This window comes from Streptomyces sp. NPDC051286 (assembly GCF_044455345.1).
GTDB lineage: Bacteria > Actinomycetota > Actinomycetes > Streptomycetales > Streptomycetaceae > Streptomyces.
Map to the genome: position 1 here is coordinate 83587 of NZ_JBITER010000003.1, position 19576 is coordinate 103162.

A 19576-nucleotide genomic window follows, 5' to 3' on the forward strand; every position below is an offset into this window, starting at 1 on the left:
GGACAACGCGGAGGGGGCCGGGGCGGCTGCCGAGCCCCGGCCCCCTCCGCGCGTTCACTCCTCCCCGCAGATCCGCAGCCCCTTCGGCGACGCGCACGGCAGATGCCCGTGCGTACGGATCACGTCCTGGCCGTTGCCGCGGCTGAGGTAGCCCAGGAAGCTGGAGGCCAGGGAGTCGGCGGGCGGCTGGCCGTATGTGTAGGCGTACTCGATCTCCCGGTACGGGTAGCTGCTGGAGCCGATCGTGTCGACGGACGGGACGGTGGAATCGATGGCGAGCTGGTGCGCCCCCTTCAGCGCGGTTCCGGAGCGCAGCTCGCTGTAGCCGATCGCGCCGTCGAGCCGGCCGACGGTGGCCAGGACCTGGTCGGTGGAGTCGAGTTCGCAGCGGACGACCCGCGCTGCGGCGTCGTCCTTGGTGGCACAGTCGCGGGACGACTGGGCGGGTTCGTTGTGGCCGAGGACGCGGCGCTGGAAGACCTCGCGGGTCCCGGAGTTGGCGTCCCTGCTGACCAGGAGGACGGGCAGGTCGGGTCCGCCGAGCGCCTTCCAGTTGCGGATGTCGCCCCGGTAGATCTTCCGGATGGTGGCCAGCGTCAGGTTCTTCACCGGGACCCGGTCGTTGACGACGAGGTGGAAGAGCGAGACGGCGACCCGGTTCTCGCGCAGCTGGGGGAAGCCGTCCGGCTTGGGGCCGTCGGAGAGGGCGATCAGTGCGGGTGAGCCCGACTTCCCGGCCTTGGCTCCCCGGTCGGCGAGCTCCCGTATCCCGGCGTTGCTGCCGTGCGCGTCCACGGTGACGGTGGAGCCCTCGCACTCCTTCTCGTACTTCTTCGCAAGCTCCTGTACGACCGGCGCGAAGGCGGTGGAACCGGTCACCGTCAGGCTGCCGCGGGCGCAGCCGATCGGGGGCGGGGTGTCGTCGCGTATCAGGATGATCGAGGCCAGGGTGATGACGCAGACGGTCAGGGCCACGGTGATGAGCCGGGCGGCCCGGCCGAACATCGGGGGCTTCTCGTCGGGGCGGACGGCGGTGTTGGGTGTCACCTCGCCGTCCCGGATGCCGCCGGTGATCCTGATGGGGCTGCCCACGTGCGAGCCGGTGAGCAGCACCAGCAGCTTGAAATGCTCGCCCCGGTTGAGCGGTACGCGCGGCAGCCGGATGAGCGGGCCGCTGTGGCGCATCCCGCCCGCCGGGGTGAAGTGCTCCATCAGATGGTCGGCGCCCGGTGCCTGGGTGACCGCGATGCCTCGGACGGTGCGGCCGGTGAATTCGGCGGTCAGCCCGTGCAGTTCGCGGCCGGTGTAGTCGTTGTCGGCTATGGACTGCGAGCCGTCGTTCTCGATGCGCAGCAGGACGAGTGTGGCATCGGCCATGTCGGGCGTCTCGCTGAAGAGCCCGAGCCGCACATTGGCCCGGCCCTCGCTGACGTCGCTGCCGATCGGGGTGTCCATCTGGACCCGGTAGCCGATGCGCTTGCGGCGGGGTACGCGGCGCTCGTACCAGAGCACTCCGATGGAGGCCAGGACACCGAGCACGGCGGTGCACACGGCCACGATGTTCTCGGCGCTGAACCACTGCATGGCTTCCTCGCCCTTCCGGTCTCCCGTTTGGGTCACCGTACGGGCCCGGCAAGGGAGTTGGCGGCGAAGGGTGGATCCTGACAGCAGCAGTTCGCCCCGCGTTCGCCCGGCGGACGGGGAGAAGCGGCCCGGCCGATCCTGCCGACCGGTCGATCAGTTCGGTGTCCCGCATGCCGGCCGGGTGCGAAGCTGATCCACAGGCTGTGCACACCCGGTGCCGCTGGACGGGCGACCGCTACGAAGGCGGGGCCTTTCTCCGTCGGACCGGACGGCCTCCGACGCCAGAGGGCGCCACTGACAATCGACCGAGGTCCGGCGGCGCGCGGCCGACGACAGCCACCACCCCCGTGGGTCGCTGCCGTCGTTCACCCCGCCGTCCCTCGACGCCTCTGTGCCCGCGGACATCACCCGACATCCCCCGACATCCATGCCGTCCGCGGAACACGTTCGGACTGTAGGTCGGTGAGTACCCGACAGTAAGATTCAATTCGCACGGTGTGGGCACCGCGGGGGTAACAGTCCGCACAGTCAGACCGGCGACCGGTACTTTGCACTCCGGTTTTCTCCACAACTGGGGACAGAAGCAGGGACGGACAGGTACGAGTACGGAGCGGAGGGCCTGTGCGAGCGCAGGAACGGGCCGACGACGTACTGCGGATGCACCGCCTGGCCCGCGCCGGTGGCGTGCAGGAACTGCTGCGCTGGCTGTCGGGACGCACCGACGGCTGGGCCGGACTGATCCACGACGACGGAACCGTCCTCCACGCCGTGGCGCGGACCCCGGACCGCACGAGCGCCGCGGCCGTCACGCTCGCCTCCGACGGTGCAAGGGAACTGACGGCCCGCGGCGCACGCTCCTTCACTCTCGACCGTGGCCCGGACACCGCTCTGCTGCTCCCCCTCGACGGCCCGCTCGATACCGGTGACGCCCGCGTCCCGGTCCTCGCCGTCGTCACGCGCCGTCCGTTGCCGGACGGGCTGGCCACGCTCCTCGCCGACGCGGTGATGCCGCTGGCCATGTGCTGGGCCGTCGATTCGGTCGAACGCAAACGCCGCCGCGTCGACCTCGCGGAGTCCCGCGGCCGGGAAGCGGTGCTGCATCTGCTGATGACCGGCCAGCTCTCCATCGCCCACCAGGTCGCGGGTGCCCTGAAGCCCAGGCTGCCGGACCCCGTCCAGGTGTGCGTGGTGGAGTGCCCGGGCGGGCGGCGGGACGAGGTGGCGAAGGTCTGCACGGATCTCTCCGGCGGACGGTCCTGGATCGTGCGGTGTCCGGTGTACGCACGCCACTTGATCCTCGTCGTGCCGGCCGGCCCGGGCGGGACCGAGCCGGGACTCGGCCGCGAAGTCGCCGTCGTGGTGGACGACTGCGTGGTCGGCGTGAGTGAGGAGGTTCCGCTCAGCGACACGGCGACCGGATACCGGCAGGCGTTCCATGCCCTGGCGGTCGCCCGCGGACTGCCGGTCCGCCACGCCCGGTTCGGCTCGGCACCGGAACCGGCGCTGCTCGTCGGCGCCGAGGGCGCACAGTGGGCCGACGCCCTGCTGGCGCCGCTCCTCACCTACCTGCCCCGGCGCAGCCAGGACCCCGGCAGTCAGGAACTGGCGGCGACGCTGGGTTCGTGGCTCGCTTTCTCGTCCCATGCGACCAAGCATCTGAAGATCCACCGCAACACCCTGTCCGCACGGCTGCGGTTGATCGGCGAACTGCTCGGACGCGACCTCAACCGGCTCGCCGACCAGGCCGCACTCGACCTGGCGCTGCGGATCCGCGCTACACCCGCCCGCGCACCCCGTCCTGCCGAGCCCGTGAAGGGGGCCCGCTCCCTGGACGAGATCCTGCGCCGCCCCGACGTTCGGGAGTGGGCGGCCCAGCAACTGCAACCGCTCCGCCGTAACGGTGGAGCGGCCGAGGCGACAGTCCGGTCCTGGCTGGAGTGTGAGGCCCAACTGGCGCCGACAGCGGCGGCGTTGGGAATCTCCGTGCCGGGCGCCCGCAAGCGTCTCACCCGGCTCGAAGCGGCACTTCAACGCTCACTGCTCCAGACACCCAGTGCGCGGTACGAGTTGTGGCTGGCTTTCCGGGCTCTGGACGTTGCGGGTGTCACCGACGCAGCGTGAGTTTCACTCCCGGGGGTGAACTCATCCAGTCATCGCAGAAAATTCCGGGCGTGGAAATGCAGTGCACCTGAAATGAAAAGCAGCAGGTGGGGGGTGGTGTGGAGCGGACGCTCCGCTGTCCCCAACTGCAGCTCTGGCCAACGCTTTTGGCATTTGCTCCGGTGACGGTGTGTGGCATTACATTCGCGGCAGAACGTCAGACATGAGAATGCCCCCGCGGTGCAGCAACACCCGGGGGCTCGACACCAGGAGAAAACAGCTCCGGATGCGCATTTACCGTACAACGCCGACGCGTTCCTTCTCCACTTTCGGCAACGCGCTGCTGCGTGACCGTTCGATCTCGTGGTGCGCCGCAGGCGTACTGGTGTACCTCCTCAGTCTCCCGAACGGCGCCCGTGCCTCGATCCGGGCGCTCGCCGAACAGCGCAAGGAGGGGCGTACGCGCATCGCCGACGCCCTGCGTGAGCTGGAGGATTCCGGCTATCTGCGTCGGCTGCTCCGCCGGGACCCGGCGTCGGGTGAGCTGCGGACGGTGTACGAAGTTTTCGATACCCCGCATGCCGAACCCCCGGAAGAAGTTGGCCGAAATCAGGCCCCCGGTGAATCGGGCGACAGTGATGCGGGCCCGCTCCCCGAGGGAGAAAAGACGGGGGAACAAGAACCTCCCTCCCCGGTGCGTAAGGAACCGAAGGAGCGCAGAAGCGTCCGGCGGCTGCCCCGCCTCTCCGTGCCCGAACAGCTCAGGTCCGCCACGGAGCTGCTGCTCTCGCTCGGCCGCCGTGACCCCCGGCTCACGCTCGGCACCGCAGAGGCCGTGCGGCTGGCGCCCCGGGTCGAGGAGTGGCGGGCGGCCGGGGCGACCGACGCCCAGGTGCGGGAGGCGCTGACCAGCGGCCTGCCCACGCCCGTGCTGACGGCGCCGGGCCTGATCGGCGACCGGCTGACCCGCAAGATGCCCGTTCGGCCCGAACCCCCTGCGCCGCCCGCGCCGCGCGCCGAGTGCCCGGAGTGCGGAGTGCCGGTGGTGGACTCGGCGGCCTGCCGAGTCTGTGCGCCGCCCTCGGTGAATCCCGCACATGCCCGGTTCCGGGATGCCGCCGAACGGGGACGGGCCAAGGTCCGGGCCGCCCTGGTCACTTTCGCCGAGGCTCCGGCCACTTAGAACTTCCGGCCGGGAACAGGGCCGGGTAAGCCCAAGAGAAAGTGCGACACGCCTATAAGCGGACATGCCGCTTGTCAGGACTATTCGGCTGCCCGGCAAGCGTTGGCGGGGATGAAAGTGCGCGCAGGGCCAGATGCCGGCCGGAGCGCCGCTCGGCTGAATCCTTCAGCCGGTCTTCGTGTACGTGACCTTCTCGCCCGTGTCCGGGTTCTCGCGGCGCAGAGTGCCGTCCGGCAACAGCGTCAGCGTGGTGGCCTTGCCGGGGGTGCAGGACGATATGGGTTCGCCGAGCGTGATCGTGGAGGGTCCGATGTGGACCGGTCCGTCGGGGGACGGCTCGTCGGTCAGGTCCGCCTGGAAGACGCAGTGGTAGGTGCCGCCGGTGTCGATCGGGCCCTCCGCGGTGAGGGTGAGGACGCTCTGGCCGACCTTGCCCTGCTGGATGACGAGTTCGCGGGTGGAGTGACCGGAGGGGTTGTCGATGCTTCCGGACCAGGTGCCGAGGTAGCCCTCGGGGATGGAGCCGTCGCCGTTCTTCTCCTTGTCGGAGGGGGAGTCCGACGGTTCCTCGGACGCGGACGGGCTGGGCGAACTGCTCGGGGAAGCGCTGGACTTCGTGCCGTTGTCGGTCATGAGCGCGTACACCGAACCGCCCGCACCGATCGCGACGAGCACGGCGACCACGATGAGAGCGACGGTCGAACCCGCCGTGCGGCGTGCGGGTTCGGGCTGTGGGGCGGGGGCGGGATAGAGGGGGCCGTATGGAGGTGTGGAGCCGAAGCCGGGGTGCTGCGGTGGCTGCTGCTGCGGATATCCGTAGCCGTACGGCTGTCCCTGACCGGGGTGCGGCTGGGCGGGCAACCGCGGGTAGCCGTAGGCGAGGGCCGGGCCCGGTACGGGGGTTGAGGTGCCGATCACCGTGGGTATCGGATGGACCCCGCCGGGTGCTTGCGGGGCGGGCGGCTGCGGTGCGGGAGGCTGCAGGGCGGGAGGCTGCGGGGCGGGCGGTTCCGCCGCCGCGGGCACCGCCTCCGGGCCGGGCGGGTCAGCCGGTTCCGCAGGCTGTTCCGGTTGTTCCGGCTCCTCCGGGTCCTCCGAGTCCAGCAACTCCACCGCGTGACGGCCCAGTTGGGCGAGGAGCGCGCCCGGCAGCCACGGTTCGGCGGGCTCGTCCTCCGCCAGCCGCTCCAGGATCGCGTCCGTCGTCGGCCTGGCGGCCGGGTCCTTGAGGAGGCAGTCCCGGACGAGGTCGACCAGATCCACCGGGACGCCGGTCAGGTCCGGGTCTTCCTGTGCGATCCGGAACATCAGCGCATGGACCTCGTTGTCCGCCCCGCCGAACGGAAGCCTGCCCGTCGCCGCGTACGCCAGCACCGAGCCGAGGCAGAACACATCGCACGCCGCGGTCACCCGCTCGCCCCGCACCTGCTCCGGCGCCATGAAACCGGGCGAACCGACCAGCGCCCCGGTGCGGGTGAGACCCCCGTCGGTGACGGTGTCCAGTGCCCGGGCTATGCCGAAGTCGATGACCCGCGGACCGTCGATCGTCAGCAGAATGTTGGACGGCTTGAGGTCGCGGTGGATCAGCCCGGCGGAGTGGATGGCCTGGAGCGCGCGGGTCAGCCCGGCACCCAGGATGTGGACCGAGCGCTCGGGCAGCGGACCGAAGGCCCCGGAGGCCGGTCCCACCGGTGCACCCGCGCGCCCGGAGACGGTGACCTGGAGGGACGGCCCGGCGATGTATCCGGTCGCGACCCACGGCACGGCGGCCTCGGTGTCGGCGTCCAGCACGGGGGCCGTCCACGTCGAGCCGACCTGGCGTGCGGCCTGCACCTCCTGGCGGAACCGGTCGCGGAACTCCTGCTGCTCGGCGAGCTCCCGGCGTACCAGCTTGATCGCGACGGTACGGCCCCGATCGGACCGGGCCAGATAGACCTGCCCCATGCCGCCCGCGCCGAGCCGCCCCAGCAGGCGGTACGTGCCGATGCGTTGCGGGTCGGCGGATCCGAGCTGTTCCATGGTGTGCGACCTCCCCCGTGCGGCGACACGCCGGACGGGTCGAGAATAGCCGCGCACGTCACGCCCCAGCAGTCCGGCCGGGCGCCGGTTTCGTCCGCTGCCGGCTGCGTCCCTCACGCGCCGGACGGGCCGGGTTCATCCGCTGGACAGGACGGGGTTCACGCGCTGGGCCGAGTGGGTTGTGCGCCGGTCACCGCGTCGACTGCAACCGACAGCCGTTCCAGCGCCCGCACCGTATCCCCCCGTGCCGACCCGACACCCTGCCCACCAAACCGCCCCACGCCATACAGGTTGGCCATGTCGAGCCGCTCGCCGCACGACCTACGCTCGGCCGCATGACCCCTCATGCCTCCCATGCCTCCCACGCTCCGCAGGTCGACTCCGCGGCCGGTGCGGCCGTGAAGGCCGCCGACCGTGCGCACGTGTTCCACTCCTGGTCCGCCCAGGGCCTGATCGACCCGCTCGCCGTCGCCGGCGCCGAGGGCGCGTACTTCTGGGACTACGACGGCAACCGCTACCTGGACTTCACCAGCGGCCTCGTCTACACCAACATCGGCTACCAGCACCCCACCGTCGTCGCCGCGATCCAGGAGCAGGCGGGCAAGCTCGCCACCTTCGCTCCCGCGTTCGCGATCGAGGCCCGCTCCGAGGCCGCACGCCTCATCGCCGAGCGGACCCCCGGCGACCTGGACAAGATCTTCTTCACCAACGGCGGCGCCGAGGCCGTCGAGAACGCCGTCCGGATGGCCCGGCTGCACACCGGCCGTACGAAGGTGCTCTCCGCCTACCGTTCGTACCATGGTGCCACCTCCACCGCGATTAACCTGACCGGGGACCCGCGCCGCTGGCCGTCCGACAACGGTTCCGCAGGTGTCGTACGGTTCTGGGCGCCGTTCCTCTACCGCTCGCCGTTCTACGCCGAGACCGAGGCCGAGGAGTGCGCCCGCGCCCTCCAGCACCTGGAGGACACCCTCGCCTTCGAGGGGCCCGCGACCATCGCGGCGATCATCCTGGAGACGATCCCCGGCACGGCGGGCATCATGACGCCGCCGCCCGGCTACCTCGCGGGCGTCCGCGAGATCTGTGACCGGTACGGCATCGTCTTCATCCTCGACGAGGTGATGGCCGGCTTCGGGCGTACCGGCACGTGGTTCGCCGCCGAGCACTTCGACGTCACACCCGACCTGATGACCTTCGCCAAGGGCGTCAACTCCGGTTACGTACCGCTCGGCGGTGTCGCGATCTCCGCGGAGATCGCCGCCACCTTCGAGACCCGCCCCTACCCGGGCGGACTCACGTACTCCGGTCACCCGCTGGCCTGCGCCGCGGCCGTTGCCACCATTGGTGTCATGGAGGACGAGAAGGTCGTCGAGAACGCCGCCCGCATCGGCGAGACCGTCCTCGGCCCCGGCCTGCGTGAGCTCGCCGAGCGCCACCCGTCGGTCGGCGAGGTGCGCGGTCTCGGCGCGTTCTGGGCGCTGGACCTGGTCCGCAACAAGGAGACCAGGGAGCCGCTGGTCCCGTACAACGCCGCCGGCGAGGCCAATGCGCCGATGGCGGCGTTCGGCGCGGCCTGCAAGAAGAACGGCCTGTGGCCCTTCATCAACATGAACCGCACCCACGCCGTTCCGGCCTGCAACGTCACCGAGGCCGAGGCCAAGGAGGGGCTGGCGGCTCTGGACGTGGCGCTGTCCGTCGCGGACGAGCACACCGTCTGACACGCTCCCGCCCGCATTTCGCGGGCCGCCCGCATGGCGTCCCTCCCCCGTGCCCGGATCCGGGCACACCGGCCCTGGCTTAAGGTGGCCCGAAGCCGAAAAGGGAGGGTCGTCATGCGCGCGAGTGGAACTGTGACCCGCAGTACGCTCCGGCAGCAGATCGCGGACGCGCTGCGTGACGAGGTGCTCGCCGGGCGTTTGCAGCAGGGGCGGGAGTTCACCGTCAAGCAGATCGCCGAGCAGTACGGAGTCTCCGCGACGCCCGTCCGCGAGGCGCTCTTCGATCTCTCCGCGCAGGGCCTGCTCGAATCCGACCAGCACCGCGGGTTCCGGGTGTACGAGTTCACCGTGGCCGACTACCGGGCGATCGTCGAGGCCCGCACCCTGGTCGTCAACGGAGTCATCCGCAGCATCTTCGACGGGCCGGTCCGCCCGAAGGGTGCGCAGTCGGCGAAGTGCCGCGACGCGCTGGTCTCCGTGCGCCGTCGGGCCGAGGAGGCCGCACGGGCGGCGCGGGGCGGAGACCTCGACATCCTCATCGGGTACGACCTGCGCTTCTGGCGTGAGCTGGGCGCGTTCGTCGGCAACACGTACATCACCGACTTCCTGCACCGGCTGCGCATCCAGGCCTGGGTGTTCGCCGTGCCGTACCTCCGCAGCGACGGGGATGTGTGCGACTGGCTCTGGAGCGGCCACCCGGACCTGGTCGCGGCGATCACGCTCGGGGACCGCGACGCGGTGCGCGCGGTGATCGACGGCCACAACGCCCATGCGCTGAGCTGGGCGGAGCGGCTCGCGGCCGGCGACCCGCCGCATCCGGGGCACAGCGGCTGACGGTCCGGCAGCGAGGTGTTCCGCAGCCGGACATGAAGGACCACTGTGCGCGGCGGCCCCCTCGCATTACGCTGTCCCGACCATCGCGCGAACCGCGCGAGATCCTGTGGGAGAGCGAGACTTCGTGGCCTGTGACCTGTGGCTGGTCCCCCTCGTCGATGTGCTGTGCCAAAGCCCCGACAACCCGTTCGCCGAAGAGATAGCCGTCTACGACAACGCGCTGGGCGAGGCCGGACTCCCGGCCGTACCCGTCTACGCCTACATGCCGGGTCTGACCGGCGATGTGGCCCCGGTCGCGGCCTTCGACTACGACGCACTGCACTTCCTGCGCCGCGCCTATCTGCTGCAGCTGAGCGGTCTCGCCGTCACACCGGTCGACGAACTGGGCGGCGACTACGAGCAGTTGCTGGAAATGTTCGAGTCGACGGCGCGTCAATCCCACCTGGTCTGGCACTACGACCATGCGGGGGCGTACGTCCCCGTGGACTTCCCCTCCCCGCTCTCCAACGACCAGCTGCTGGAGGGCGGCGGCCCGCTCGGCTCGGCGCACGGGCTGCTGCGGGAGCTGGAGTACGTCGCTCCGGCCATCGGTATCGACCCGGCGAACCCCCCGGCCGCCCCGCTGCCGCCCATCGCGCCGACCTCGCTGGAGGAGCCGGCGAGCCCGATTCCGTACGACGACAGCCTGTTCGCCCGGGAGCGGCACGTCTGGCTGGGCCTGCACGCGGCGGCGACCCGCAGCCTCGCCCAAGGCTCCATGATCATCTTCAGCTGACGCGGCGGCCCGGACCGCCGAGGTCACCGCCCACCGGAGTCACCGCCCACCGGGACCACCGTCACCGGGGTGACTCCGGTGGTCGCTGCCGCGGCATGTTCGGCCGGGTCACCGACTGCATCGGAAGCCGCCCCTGCGCCGCCCCCGGCTCCGTGCGCCCGCCGATCCCGCTCCCCGAGACCAGTGCCTGCATCCCCATCGGCGCAGGCCCGGCCCGGAATTCCACCATCCAGTCCGCGGTCTCGGACCGTACGAGATCCGTGATGTCCTCCGAGAACCGCCGCAGCACCCCCAGGCACCGCTCGGCCGCCTCGCTCGCCGTCCCCTCAGTTGGCCCGAGCACCTCCCGTACGCACTCCGACGCCCAGTCGAACTGCAGCACTTGAAGCCGTCGCTGCACGGCCTGCGCCGTGGCGAGGTTCCTTATCCAGCCGGAGGTCAGGCCGAAGTACCGGTCGCAGGCCATGCAGGCGGCTCCCAGCAGCAGCGAGAGATAGCCCCAGCCGGCCGCCCCGTGCAGCGCGCCCGTCAGATCGAGCAGCGGCAGCGCCGCGCCCGCGACCGCCCCGGCCGCCGTGCCGATCCGCAGCGCCCTGGCGCCGAGCCGCTTCCACACCCGGTCGTTCAGATACCAGCCGGCGGTGCGCAGTGCCTCGGCCTCGACCCAGCGGTACAGCTCGTCGAGGCGTTCCGCGGGTTCGCCCCAGTCGCCGAGCGGGAACGGCTGTCCGGTCAGATCCCGGCCCCGCGCACGGAAGCCGGAGCGCGGCTCCGAGCCCGGCCCGGAGCCCGGGTCCGAGCCCGGCGGAACGGCCGAACCGGGCGCGCCGGACTCGTTGCGGGGCGCCCTCTCGGGCTGCATCTCCGGCTGACTCACCGGGGCACTCCTCTGCACTCTGCGTTTTCGACGTTTCGGACGCGCGTATGGGACACGTGCATGCGACGACCGGCGGACCTTCGGTGTGGCCGCCTGTCCCGCTTGCGTAACCCTGCGTGACGGACGACGCACGTGTGCGTATTGATATGCATGCCCTTCCTACCGCCGAATGGTGGGCCGTGGGGCCGAAATCGCGGTATTCCCGGGTGTGCATGCCCTGTGATCAGGTATAGGAGTCTTGCCGTGGTTGATTGGATTTCACCCGAAAGGGTTGCTCGGCAGTGGGTGGGGCGCGGTTCCCGGTGACCACGTAGGCTCGGCATACCAAAACATTTGTCGTCGAAATGCCAGGAGTGACCGTGATTCCCGGTGGTGGGCAGCCCAATATGCAGCAGTTGCTGCAGCAGGCCCAGAAGATGCAGCAGGACCTCGCCCAGGCCCAGGAGGAGCTGGCCAGGACCGAGGTCGACGGTCAGGCGGGTGGCGGTCTGGTGAAGGCGACCGTCACCGGCTCCGGCGAACTCCGCAGCCTCGTGATCGACCCCAAGGCGGTCGACCCCGAGGACACCGAGACGCTCGCGGACCTCGTCGTCGCCGCAGTCCAGGCGGCGACCGAGAACGCGCAGGCGCTTCAGCAGCAGAAGCTGGGCCCGCTGGCCCAAGGGCTGGGCGGCATGCCCGGCCTTCCCTTCTGATCCGCCCGCACAGCAACTACCGTACGTACCACGACAACAACAGCAGTAGCAGTCGAGGCACTCAGCTCAGGAAGGCGTTCCGTTGTACGAAGGCGTGGTTCAGGACCTCATCGACGAACTGGGCAGGCTGCCCGGCGTCGGTCCCAAGAGCGCGCAGCGGATCGCCTTCCACATCCTGCAGGCCGAGCCCACCGACGTGCGCCGTCTCGCCCAGGCCCTTCTGGAGGTCAAGGACAAGGTCCGGTTCTGCTCGGTGTGCGGCAATGTCGCGCAGGAGGAGCAGTGCGGGATCTGCCGCGACGCACGCCGCGACCAGACGGTGATCTGTGTGGTCGAGGAGCCGAAGGACGTCGTGGCGATCGAGCGGACCCGTGAGTTCCGGGGCCGCTACCACGTGCTCGGCGGGGCGATCAGCCCGATCGAGGGCGTCGGCCCGGACGATCTGCGCATACGCGAGCTGCTGGCGAGGCTCGCCGACGGCTCGGTCACGGAGCTGATCCTGGCCACCGACCCCAACCTGGAGGGCGAGGCCACCGCGACCTACCTGGCGCGGATGATCAAGCCCATGGGGCTGCGGGTGACGCGGCTGGCCAGCGGGCTGCCGGTGGGCGGTGACCTGGAGTACGCGGACGAGGTCACCCTGGGCCGCGCCTTCGAGGGGAGGCGCTTGCTGGATGTCTGACCTCACCCCGTACGACACCTGCACCACGGCCGGGATCCTCGCGGACGAAACCTTGACGTCTCACGGCGGCTTTACGTTCAGCGGCGTTATGTTCTACTCACCGTTCGCGACCGTGCCCACGGGAGGTCCCCTCGATGTCTGACGCCACGCTGAATTCCGTCACGCAGGACCCGGACGACTTCGCCGTCCAGATCGCGGACCAGATCAAGACGTTCATCGTCGCGGTCACCGAGGTTTCCAAGGTCGACGAGCCGGAGCAGGCCGTCCCGACCCTGCTCCTCCAGGTCTCCCAGCTGCTCCTCGCGGGCGGCCGGCTCGGCGCGTACGAGGACGTCCTCCCGGACGAGCGCTACGAGCCGGACCTGGGTGCCGAACCGGACGCTGACGGCCTGCGCGAGCGGTTCGCGGCCCTTCTCGAACCGATCGACGTCTACTCCGAGGTGTTCGATCCCTACGAGCCCCGCAAGGCCCCGGTCCCGGCCCGTATCTCCGACGACCTGGCCGATCTGGTCACGGACCTGCGTCATGGCCTGGCCCACTACGAAGAGGACCGCGCCACCGAGGCGCTGTGGTGGTGGCAGTTCTCCTACTTCTCCAACTGGGGCTCCACCGCCTCCGCCACCCTGCGCGCCCTCCAGTCCCTGGTCGCCCACATCCGCCTGAACCAGCCCCTCCAGGAACTGGACGGGCTGGACACGGACTCGGAGACCGTCGACGACGACCTGGCCGAGGAGGCGGGCCGGGTCATGGCCGAGGAGATCGCGGGACCGCTCGGACTGCGCCCGGTGAAGTAACCGTCCGGGACGTAGCCGTCCGGGACGTAGCCGTCCGGGACGTAGCCGTCCGGCCGGGAGTGGCCCCGGGGTGCCGGGGCCCCCGTCACCCTCCGTCGCGGCATACACCGGCCGCCCGCATGTGGCGCGGCTGTGCGCCGTTGTCTGTGCGGGACACCCGCCACGGCTCGTCCGCGCCCTGGTGGGTGCCGTTCACCGGGATGCCCGGGGCCGAGCAGCCGACGATCTCCGTCCACGGGTTGGCGCCCGCGTGGATCGGCGTGCCCGCGTGGGGAGCTGAGCAGGTGCCGCCCGCATGGGCCGGGGCGGCGGCCAGGAGTACGGAGACGAGGGCGAGAAGCAGCCGGAGGGTGCGGAGCGGGAGGGGTTTCCGGGGGCGGTCCGTGGGGTTCCGGTTCACTCTGGAGGGGACGGACCCGGAGATCGTGGACCTTGCCCGGTGTGGGCTGAGCCACATGCGGGCGTGGTGCCGGGATCACTGGGCAGCAGACCCGTACGAGCAGTCCGGGTGACGCGCCGATGATCACGTGGTGAGCGGGACATCTCACGATGTGATATCAACGGGGCGATTCCGGACTGCTCGTTAAACTGAGTCGACCGCAGTAATGGACTGAGCGAGGAGCGCACGTGGGCCTTGTCGTGCAGAAGTACGGAGGCTCCTCCGTAGCCGATGCCGAAGGCATCAAGCGTGTCGCCAAGCGAGTCGTCGATGCCAAGAGGAACGGCAACCAGGTGGTTGTCGTGGTGTCAGCGATGGGCGACACGACGGACGAGTTGATCGATCTCGCCGAGCAGGTGTCACCGATGCCTGCCGGGCGTGAGTTCGACATGCTGCTGACCGCCGGAGAGCGGATCTCCATGGCCCTGCTGGCGATGGCGATCAAAAACCTGGGCCACGAGGCCCAGTCGTTCACGGGCAGCCAGGCCGGCGTCATCACCGACTCGGTCCACAACAAAGCGCGCATCATCGATGTCACGCCGGGCCGTATCCGGACCTCGATCGACGAGGGCAACATCGCCATCGTCGCCGGGTTCCAGGGGGTGAGCCAGGAAGGCAAGAACATCACCACCCTCGGCCGCGGCGGGTCCGACACCACCGCCGTCGCACTCGCGGCCGCGCTGGACGCCGAGGTCTGTGAGATCTACACCGATGTGGACGGTGTCTTCACCGCCGACCCGCGGGTCGTGAAGAAGGCCCGGAAGATCGACTGGATCTCCTTCGAGGACATGCTGGAGCTGGCCGCGTCCGGCTCCAAGGTGCTGCTGCACCGGTGCGTGGAATACGCACGCCGCTACAACATCCCGATCCACGTCCGCTCGTCCTTCTCCGGACTGCGCGGCACCTGGGTCAGCAACGAGCCGCAAGGGGACCAGAAGGTGGAGCACGCGATCATCTCCGGAGTCGCCCATGACGTCTCCGAAGCCAAGATCACGGTCGTCGGCGTGCCCGACAAGCCGGGCGAGGCCGCAGCGATCTTCCGCACCATCGCGAACGCGGAAATCAACATCGACATGGTGGTGCAGAACGTTTCCGCCGCGTCGACCGGTCTGACCGACATCTCGTTCACGCTGCCGAAGGCCGAGGGCCGCAAGGCCATCGACGCCCTGGAGCGCAACCGAGGCACGATCGGCTTCGAGTCGCTGCGCTACGACGACCAGATCGCGAAGATCTCCCTGGTCGGCGCGGGTATGAAGACGAACCCCGGGGTCACCGCGGCCTTCTTCGAGGCGCTGTCCGACGCCGGTGTGAACATTGAGCTGATCTCGACGTCCGAGATCCGCATCTCGGTGGTCACCCGTGCCGACGATGTCATCGAGGCCGTGCGCGCCGTGCACACCGCCTTCGGCCTCGACAGCGACTCCGACGAGGCCGTCGTCTACGGGGGCACCGGCCGATGACGCCTCGCCGCCCTTCGCTCGCGGTCGTCGGAGCGACCGGGGCGATCGGCGGCGTCGTGCTCCAGATCCTTTCGCAGCACGCGGACGTCTGGGGCGATGTGACGCTGATCGCCTCGCCGCGCTCGGCCGGCCGCAAGCTGGTCGTACGCGGCGCGGAGACCGAAGTCCTCGAACTCACCGAGGACGTGTTCGACGACGTGGACGTGGCCCTCTTCCTGGTGCCCGACGACGTGTCCGCACGCTGGGCACCGATCGCCGCGTCCAAGGGTGTCGTCGTCGTCGACGACTCGGCGGCGTACCGGCTGGACGCGGACGTGCCGCTGGTGGTGCCCGAGATCAACCCCCATGCCGCACGGATCAGGCCGCGCGGCATCATCGCGAGCCCCAACTGCACCACGTTGTCGCTGATCGTCGCCGTCGGTGCGCTGCATGCCGAATTCGGGCTGCGGGAGCTCGTCGTCTCCTCGTACCAGGCAGTGAGCGGCGCGGGCCGCGACGGCGTCGTGGCGCTGCGCGAGCAGCTGTCGATGGTCGCGGGCACGGAACTGGGCACCAAGCCCGGGGACGTACGCCGCGCCCTCGGGGACGCCGAGGACTCGCCGTTCGCCGCGCCGGTGGCGCTCAACGTCGTGCCGTGGGCCGGGACCGACGCCGGGGACGGCTGGTCGTCCGAGGAACTGGCCATCCGCGACGAATGCCGCAAGATCCTCGACCTGCCGGGCCTGCGGGTCGCGGCGACCTGCGTGTACGTACCCGTCGTCGCGACACACTCCATGTCCGTGCACGCCCGCTTCGAGAACGAGGTCGCGGTCGACCGGGCGCACGAGATCCTGGCGACCGCGCCGAGCGTCGTCCTCTTCGACAGCCCGGCATCCGGCGACTTCCCGACGCCGTCCGACGTCGTGGGCACCGACCCTGCCTGGGTGGGCCGGGTGCGGCGGTCGCTGGACGATCCGCGCGCCCTGGAGCTGTTCGTCTGTGCCGACAACCTCCGCAAGGGGGCGGCACTGAACGTGGCGCAGATCGCCGAAGCGGTGGCCGCAGAATTCCCCCGGACCTGATCCGACCGTTTCTGTACGCTCTGTGAACAACCTGTGAGCAAGTTGCCGGTCAGAACCTCTTGAGCTGGGGCCTTGCGGTGCCCGACGATGACCTTTGGTGTTCTGGAACCGGCGGCCGGGGAGCGCGCGTCTCTGCGGTCACTTCTTGCGCGGCGGGGCGCGAAATCGTGGCATTCGGGGAAGAGCAGGTACGTATGAGGGCATGTCGCACAGCGCCAAACATGGTGCCGTACGCGTACAACCCTGACGGGGGGAAACGTGTCCAACAGGCGTGGCAGAGGTTCTCGACATCACAGTGGTGGGCCCGTTGCGGGGCGCTTCAGTGCGTCCGCTCCGGAGGCCCCGCGCACCCGGCGGTATGCCGGTGATTGCGCCCATGCCCGCTGCGCGCCCCACCCAGCTCCCGTCGCAGCGCGAAGGCGCTGAGTGCAGCGTGGCAGCCGGAACCACTGTTGACCACCTCACCGAGACCTACCGCGCCCACTACCGTTCGCTGCTCGGCCTCGCGGCCCTGCTGCTGGACGACACCGCGTCATGTGAAGACGTGGTGCAGGAGGCGTTCATCCGCGTGCACTCGGCGCGCAGCCGGGTACGTGAGCCCGAGAAGACACTCGCGTACCTGCGCCAGACGGTCGTCAACCTGTCGCGCTCCGCGCTGCGCCGACGCATCCTCGGGCTGAAGCTGCTCTCCAAGCCGATGCCCGACATGGCGAGCGCTGAGGAGGGCGCGTACGACCAGCTGGAGCGGGACGCGCTGATCAAAGCGATGCGGGGGCTGCAACGGCGCCAGCGAGAGGTACTGGTGCTGCGCTACTTCGCGGACATGACCGAGGCCCAGGTGGCCGAGACGCTGGGGATATCGCTGGGTTCGGTCAAGGCGTACGGCTCGCGCGGTATCGCGGCGCTTCGCGTCGTGATGGAGGCCCAGGCATGAACTGGCGCGAGCGCAGGCAGGGACGCACCCATGAGCGTGGGACTGACCGGACTGGAAACGGAATTGTGAACCACGGGCCGGAGAACAGCTCGAACGCGCAGTCGAACGGGGATCGGGGCCCGCGGTCGGATGCGGACGCCACCACGGAGGCCGCCGCATCCGTGACGGACGCGGCAGCCGCGCAGGGCGGGGGCGACGATCCCGCCGAAACGGCCCGGTTCGGAGGTCTGTCGGAGCTCTTCGGCCCGGACTCCGACGACGGTTCCGGCGCAGCCGACGGCTCCGGCCCCGACCTGGACGAACTCGCACTGCGCCGCATGTTCCACGGCGCCGTACAGGACCTCGCACCCACCGACGGTGCCCTCGACCACCTGCGGCGTGCCGTTCCCGCCCGGCGCGCCCGGCGGCGGCAGGCCGTCGTCGGCATGGCGGCGGCGGCGCTGCTCATCGGCACCGCGGTCCCCGCGTTCGTCCATGTCGCCCGTTCCACCGGCTCGGAGACCGCCAACCCGGCCATCGCCGGACACGGCGAGCAGGCCCAGGGCGGCAACGACGCCGATTCCGGTTCGGCTGCCGACGAGAAGAGCCAAGGCGGCAGCACCGACGGACACACCAACGGCTCCAACGGCCACCCCAACAGCACCAGCAGCCCCTCGGGCAGTGGCGGCACAGGCACCGGCGGCACCGCGTCGGGCGGGGGCGCCGACCCGGCCGGCACCGAGGCGGCTTCGACGCCGGTCTGCGCCCCGGGGCAGCTCGGTGTCGCCTCCGCCCAGGCGGGCGCGGCCGGTGCCGGCGGCACGGTGTACGGCACGTTCCGTATCTCCAACATCTCCGGCACGGACTGCACTGTGACCAGCAGCGGCACCGTGGGCTTCGAGACGACGGGCGTGGCCGACCCGGCCAGGATCGATGTCGTCCAGCACACCGCGGGCGACCCGGCGGCCGGACTGCCCGACCCGTCGCAGGAGGCGGGCACGGTGCTGCTGAAGCCGTCCATGGCGTACGAGGTCCAGTTCGCCTGGGTACCGAAGGACACCTGCCCGACCGCCGACAGCTCGCCGACCCCGACACCGACCAACAGCGCCGTGGGTACCAGCGGCGGCACCACTGAAGGGACGTCGCAGACGGAGCCGCAGTCCGGTGGCCAGGACGGCGGCGGAACGCTGGAGGGCAGCGTCGCTGTGACGCACACTGCGGAGCCCGGTTCGCCGGTCGCGGCGGCGAGGATCCCCAACGCCTGCGCGGGCACGATCTACCGGACGGGCGTCATCGCCCCGTCGGCGTAGCGACGACGGCATATACGTGAGGGGGGGGGGGGGGGGGGGGGGGGGGGGGGGGGGGGGGCGGCCCGCGCGGGCGGGGGGGGGGGGGGCCCGGGGCGCCCCCCCCCCCCCCCCCCACCACCCCACCGCGCCCCCCCCCGCCGGGCGCACGCCCCTGCGGCCGGGGCCCCCCCCCCCCGGCCCCCCCCCCCCCCGCGGGGGGGGGGGGGGGCGCCCGGCCCCCCCCCCCCCCCCCCCCCCCCCCCCCTCACGTATGTGCCTCAGAGCCTGTCGGGCCGCCCGGTCAGAGGTCGCCCGACAGGCTCTCAGGCGCTGTCCGTGTCCGCGTCGTCCGTGAGGCCGAGCCGCACGTCCCGCGCGGCCTCCGCCTCACGCCGGACCAGCCGGAACCACATGAAGAGCACGAAGGCGGCGAAGACGAACCACTCGCCGGTGTAGCCGAGGTTCTGGAACGCCTTCAGGTCGAGCCCACTGCCCTGCGGCGCGACGGCGGGTACGGGGCGTAGAGCAGCGGCCCCGCTGTTCTGGGCGTCGGTGCTCTTGCTGTCGGTGTCCTGGAGCGTCACCCATGCGTCGTACACGTCGTACGGGACGAGGTTGACCAGCGACGCGGCGCTGATCATGCCGAGCTGGCCGTCCGGGAGTCCACCCGCCGTGTCGACGCCCGGAGTCCCCGCGTTCTCGGACGCCTGGAGGTCGCCGGTCACGGTGACTTCACCGGTCGGAGCTGCGGGAACCGGGGTCTGCCCGGCCTTGCCGGGCAGCCAGCCGCGCACCACCGGAAGCGCCTTGCCGCCGTCGGTGCGCAGCAGGTTCAGGACGTAGAAGCCGCTCTTGTCGTCGAGTACCCGGCCGGGCACCAGGAACTGGTCGGCGTACCGGCCGGTCGCGGTGGCGGGACGCCCGGACGTCACCTTGTCGACCGGCAGGAGATCGTCGAGCGGTTCGGCGGCCCTGCTGCCCGGGGCGGGCTGCTCCTGGGCCTTTTCGTGTGTCTGCACGCGGTCCTCGAAGCGCCCGAGCTGCCAGGTGCCCATGAAGACGCAGAACGGGATGGCCAGGACGGCGAAGAGGTTGATCCCCCACCATCGCGGGGTCAGCAGGAACCGGTACACCCCTCCACGGTACGGTCTCC

General features: G+C 70.7%; 18 protein-coding genes. 13 read left to right on the plus strand and 5 right to left on the minus strand.

Features of this window, described 5'->3' with window-relative positions; all coding sequences use genetic code 11:
* Window positions 1-54: 54 nt before the first annotated feature.
* Window positions 55-1584 (minus strand): substrate-binding domain-containing protein, encoded by a 1530-nt coding sequence (locus ACIBB8_RS05035; RefSeq protein ID WP_398949036.1) that lies wholly within the window; start codon window positions 1582-1584, stop codon window positions 55-57.
* 657 nt (window positions 1585-2241) lie between these two features.
* Between ACIBB8_RS05035 and ACIBB8_RS05040 the strand changes: the two genes are divergently transcribed.
* A complete protein-coding gene (locus ACIBB8_RS05040) occupies window positions 2242-3705 on the plus strand; it encodes a helix-turn-helix domain-containing protein (protein ID WP_398949211.1) in 1464 nt (487 codons plus the stop codon).
* A gap of 265 nt (window positions 3706-3970) precedes the next feature.
* Complete coding sequence (locus tag ACIBB8_RS05045; protein ID WP_398949037.1) at window positions 3971-4867, plus strand: hypothetical protein; 897 nt, start codon at window positions 3971-3973, stop codon at window positions 4865-4867.
* Window positions 4868-5032: 165 nt separating this feature from the next.
* Here the strand turns inward: ACIBB8_RS05045 and ACIBB8_RS05050 are convergent, their stop codons facing one another.
* On the minus strand, window positions 5033-6886 hold the full coding sequence (locus ACIBB8_RS05050; RefSeq protein WP_398949038.1) for a serine/threonine-protein kinase: 1854 nt from the start codon (window positions 6884-6886) through the stop codon (window positions 5033-5035).
* 335 nt (window positions 6887-7221) lie between these two features.
* On the opposite strand from ACIBB8_RS05050, the gene ACIBB8_RS05055 reads away from it, so the two are divergent.
* The 3 genes from ACIBB8_RS05055 (at window position 7222) to ACIBB8_RS05065 (ending at window position 10213) form a co-directional block, all read left to right on the plus strand.
* On the plus strand, window positions 7222-8604 hold the full coding sequence (locus ACIBB8_RS05055; protein WP_393298154.1) for an aspartate aminotransferase family protein: 1383 nt from the start codon (window positions 7222-7224) through the stop codon (window positions 8602-8604).
* A gap of 114 nt (window positions 8605-8718) precedes the next feature.
* Entirely contained in the window at window positions 8719-9438 is a 720-nt protein-coding gene (locus ACIBB8_RS05060) for a GntR family transcriptional regulator (protein ID WP_398949039.1), read from the plus strand.
* A gap of 124 nt (window positions 9439-9562) precedes the next feature.
* Complete coding sequence (locus ACIBB8_RS05065) at window positions 9563-10213, plus strand: hypothetical protein (protein ID WP_398949040.1); 651 nt, start codon at window positions 9563-9565, stop codon at window positions 10211-10213.
* 61 nt (window positions 10214-10274) lie between these two features.
* Here ACIBB8_RS05065 and ACIBB8_RS05070 read toward each other — a convergent pair whose 3' ends face one another.
* Window positions 10275-11075 (minus strand): SLATT domain-containing protein, encoded by an 801-nt coding sequence (locus ACIBB8_RS05070; protein ID WP_398949212.1) that lies wholly within the window; start codon window positions 11073-11075, stop codon window positions 10275-10277.
* 374 nt (window positions 11076-11449) lie between these two features.
* Between ACIBB8_RS05070 and ACIBB8_RS05075 the strand changes: the two genes are divergently transcribed.
* The 4 genes from ACIBB8_RS05075 to ACIBB8_RS05090 all read left to right on the plus strand — a co-directional run bounded on the left by ACIBB8_RS05075 (window position 11450) and on the right by ACIBB8_RS05090 (window position 13261).
* Window positions 11450-11785, plus strand: a complete 336-nt coding sequence (locus ACIBB8_RS05075; protein ID WP_358857062.1) for a YbaB/EbfC family nucleoid-associated protein — start codon at window positions 11450-11452, stop codon at window positions 11783-11785.
* A gap of 82 nt (window positions 11786-11867) precedes the next feature.
* On the plus strand, window positions 11868-12467 hold the full coding sequence (recR, locus tag ACIBB8_RS05080) for a recombination mediator RecR (RefSeq protein WP_366693821.1): 600 nt from the start codon (window positions 11868-11870) through the stop codon (window positions 12465-12467).
* A complete protein-coding gene (locus ACIBB8_RS05085) occupies window positions 12460-12609 on the plus strand; it encodes a hypothetical protein (RefSeq protein ID WP_398949042.1) in 150 nt (49 codons plus the stop codon). The genes recR and ACIBB8_RS05085 overlap by 8 nt, the downstream gene beginning before the upstream one ends.
* Complete coding sequence (locus tag ACIBB8_RS05090) at window positions 12602-13261, plus strand: DUF5063 domain-containing protein (RefSeq protein WP_398949043.1); 660 nt, start codon at window positions 12602-12604, stop codon at window positions 13259-13261. Before ACIBB8_RS05085 ends, ACIBB8_RS05090 begins: the two co-directional genes overlap by 8 nt.
* 85 nt (window positions 13262-13346) lie before the next feature.
* Here ACIBB8_RS05090 and ACIBB8_RS05095 read toward each other — a convergent pair whose 3' ends face one another.
* Window positions 13347-13661, minus strand: a complete 315-nt coding sequence (locus ACIBB8_RS05095) for a hypothetical protein (RefSeq protein ID WP_398949044.1) — start codon at window positions 13659-13661, stop codon at window positions 13347-13349.
* A gap of 227 nt (window positions 13662-13888) precedes the next feature.
* On the opposite strand from ACIBB8_RS05095, the gene ACIBB8_RS05100 reads away from it, so the two are divergent.
* The 4 genes from ACIBB8_RS05100 to ACIBB8_RS05115 all read left to right on the plus strand — a co-directional run bounded on the left by ACIBB8_RS05100 (window position 13889) and on the right by ACIBB8_RS05115 (window position 18444).
* The gene (locus ACIBB8_RS05100) at window positions 13889-15160 is read left to right on the plus strand and encodes an aspartate kinase (protein ID WP_345517394.1); all 1272 of its coding nucleotides are present in this window, start codon (window positions 13889-13891) and stop codon (window positions 15158-15160) included.
* Window positions 15157-16221, plus strand: a complete 1065-nt coding sequence (locus ACIBB8_RS05105) for an aspartate-semialdehyde dehydrogenase (protein WP_398949045.1) — start codon at window positions 15157-15159, stop codon at window positions 16219-16221. The genes ACIBB8_RS05100 and ACIBB8_RS05105 overlap by 4 nt, the downstream gene beginning before the upstream one ends.
* Before the next feature lie 358 nt (window positions 16222-16579).
* Window positions 16580-17155, plus strand: coding sequence for a SigE family RNA polymerase sigma factor (locus ACIBB8_RS05110; RefSeq protein ID WP_398949046.1), 576 nt, complete (start codon window positions 16580-16582; stop codon window positions 17153-17155).
* A 65-nt stretch (window positions 17156-17220) separates the two neighbouring features.
* A complete protein-coding gene (locus ACIBB8_RS05115; RefSeq protein WP_398949047.1) occupies window positions 17221-18444 on the plus strand; it encodes a hypothetical protein in 1224 nt (407 codons plus the stop codon).
* Window positions 18445-18746: 302 nt separating this feature from the next.
* Here the strand turns inward: ACIBB8_RS05115 and ACIBB8_RS05120 are convergent, their stop codons facing one another.
* Window positions 18747-19556, minus strand: coding sequence for an SURF1 family protein (locus tag ACIBB8_RS05120; protein WP_398949049.1), 810 nt, complete (start codon window positions 19554-19556; stop codon window positions 18747-18749).
* Between the last annotated feature and the right edge of the window lie 20 nt (window positions 19557-19576).

What these genes read in the sequence shown, in the direction of transcription:
- ACIBB8_RS05070 (WP_398949212.1), bottom strand. Translation starts at nt 11,075, where the DNA reads ATGCAGCCCGAGAGGGCGCCCCGCAACGAGTCCGGCGCGCCCGGTTCG.
- ACIBB8_RS05035 (WP_398949036.1), bottom strand. Translation starts at nt 1,584, where the DNA reads ATGCAGTGGTTCAGCGCCGAGAACATCGTGGCCGTGTGCACCGCCGTG.
- ACIBB8_RS05105 (WP_398949045.1), top strand. Translation starts at nt 15,157, where the DNA reads ATGACGCCTCGCCGCCCTTCGCTCGCGGTCGTCGGAGCGACCGGGGCG.
- ACIBB8_RS05045 (WP_398949037.1), top strand. Translation starts at nt 3,971, where the DNA reads ATGCGCATTTACCGTACAACGCCGACGCGTTCCTTCTCCACTTTCGGC.
- ACIBB8_RS05055 (WP_393298154.1), top strand. Translation starts at nt 7,222, where the DNA reads ATGACCCCTCATGCCTCCCATGCCTCCCACGCTCCGCAGGTCGACTCC.
- ACIBB8_RS05050 (WP_398949038.1), bottom strand. Translation starts at nt 6,886, where the DNA reads ATGGAACAGCTCGGATCCGCCGACCCGCAACGCATCGGCACGTACCGC.
- ACIBB8_RS05090 (WP_398949043.1), top strand. Translation starts at nt 12,602, where the DNA reads ATGTCTGACGCCACGCTGAATTCCGTCACGCAGGACCCGGACGACTTC.
- ACIBB8_RS05060 (WP_398949039.1), top strand. Translation starts at nt 8,719, where the DNA reads ATGCGCGCGAGTGGAACTGTGACCCGCAGTACGCTCCGGCAGCAGATC.
- ACIBB8_RS05085 (WP_398949042.1), top strand. Translation starts at nt 12,460, where the DNA reads ATGTCTGACCTCACCCCGTACGACACCTGCACCACGGCCGGGATCCTC.
- ACIBB8_RS05040 (WP_398949211.1), top strand. Translation starts at nt 2,242, where the DNA reads ATGCACCGCCTGGCCCGCGCCGGTGGCGTGCAGGAACTGCTGCGCTGG.
- ACIBB8_RS05110 (WP_398949046.1), top strand. Translation starts at nt 16,580, where the DNA reads ATGCCGGTGATTGCGCCCATGCCCGCTGCGCGCCCCACCCAGCTCCCG.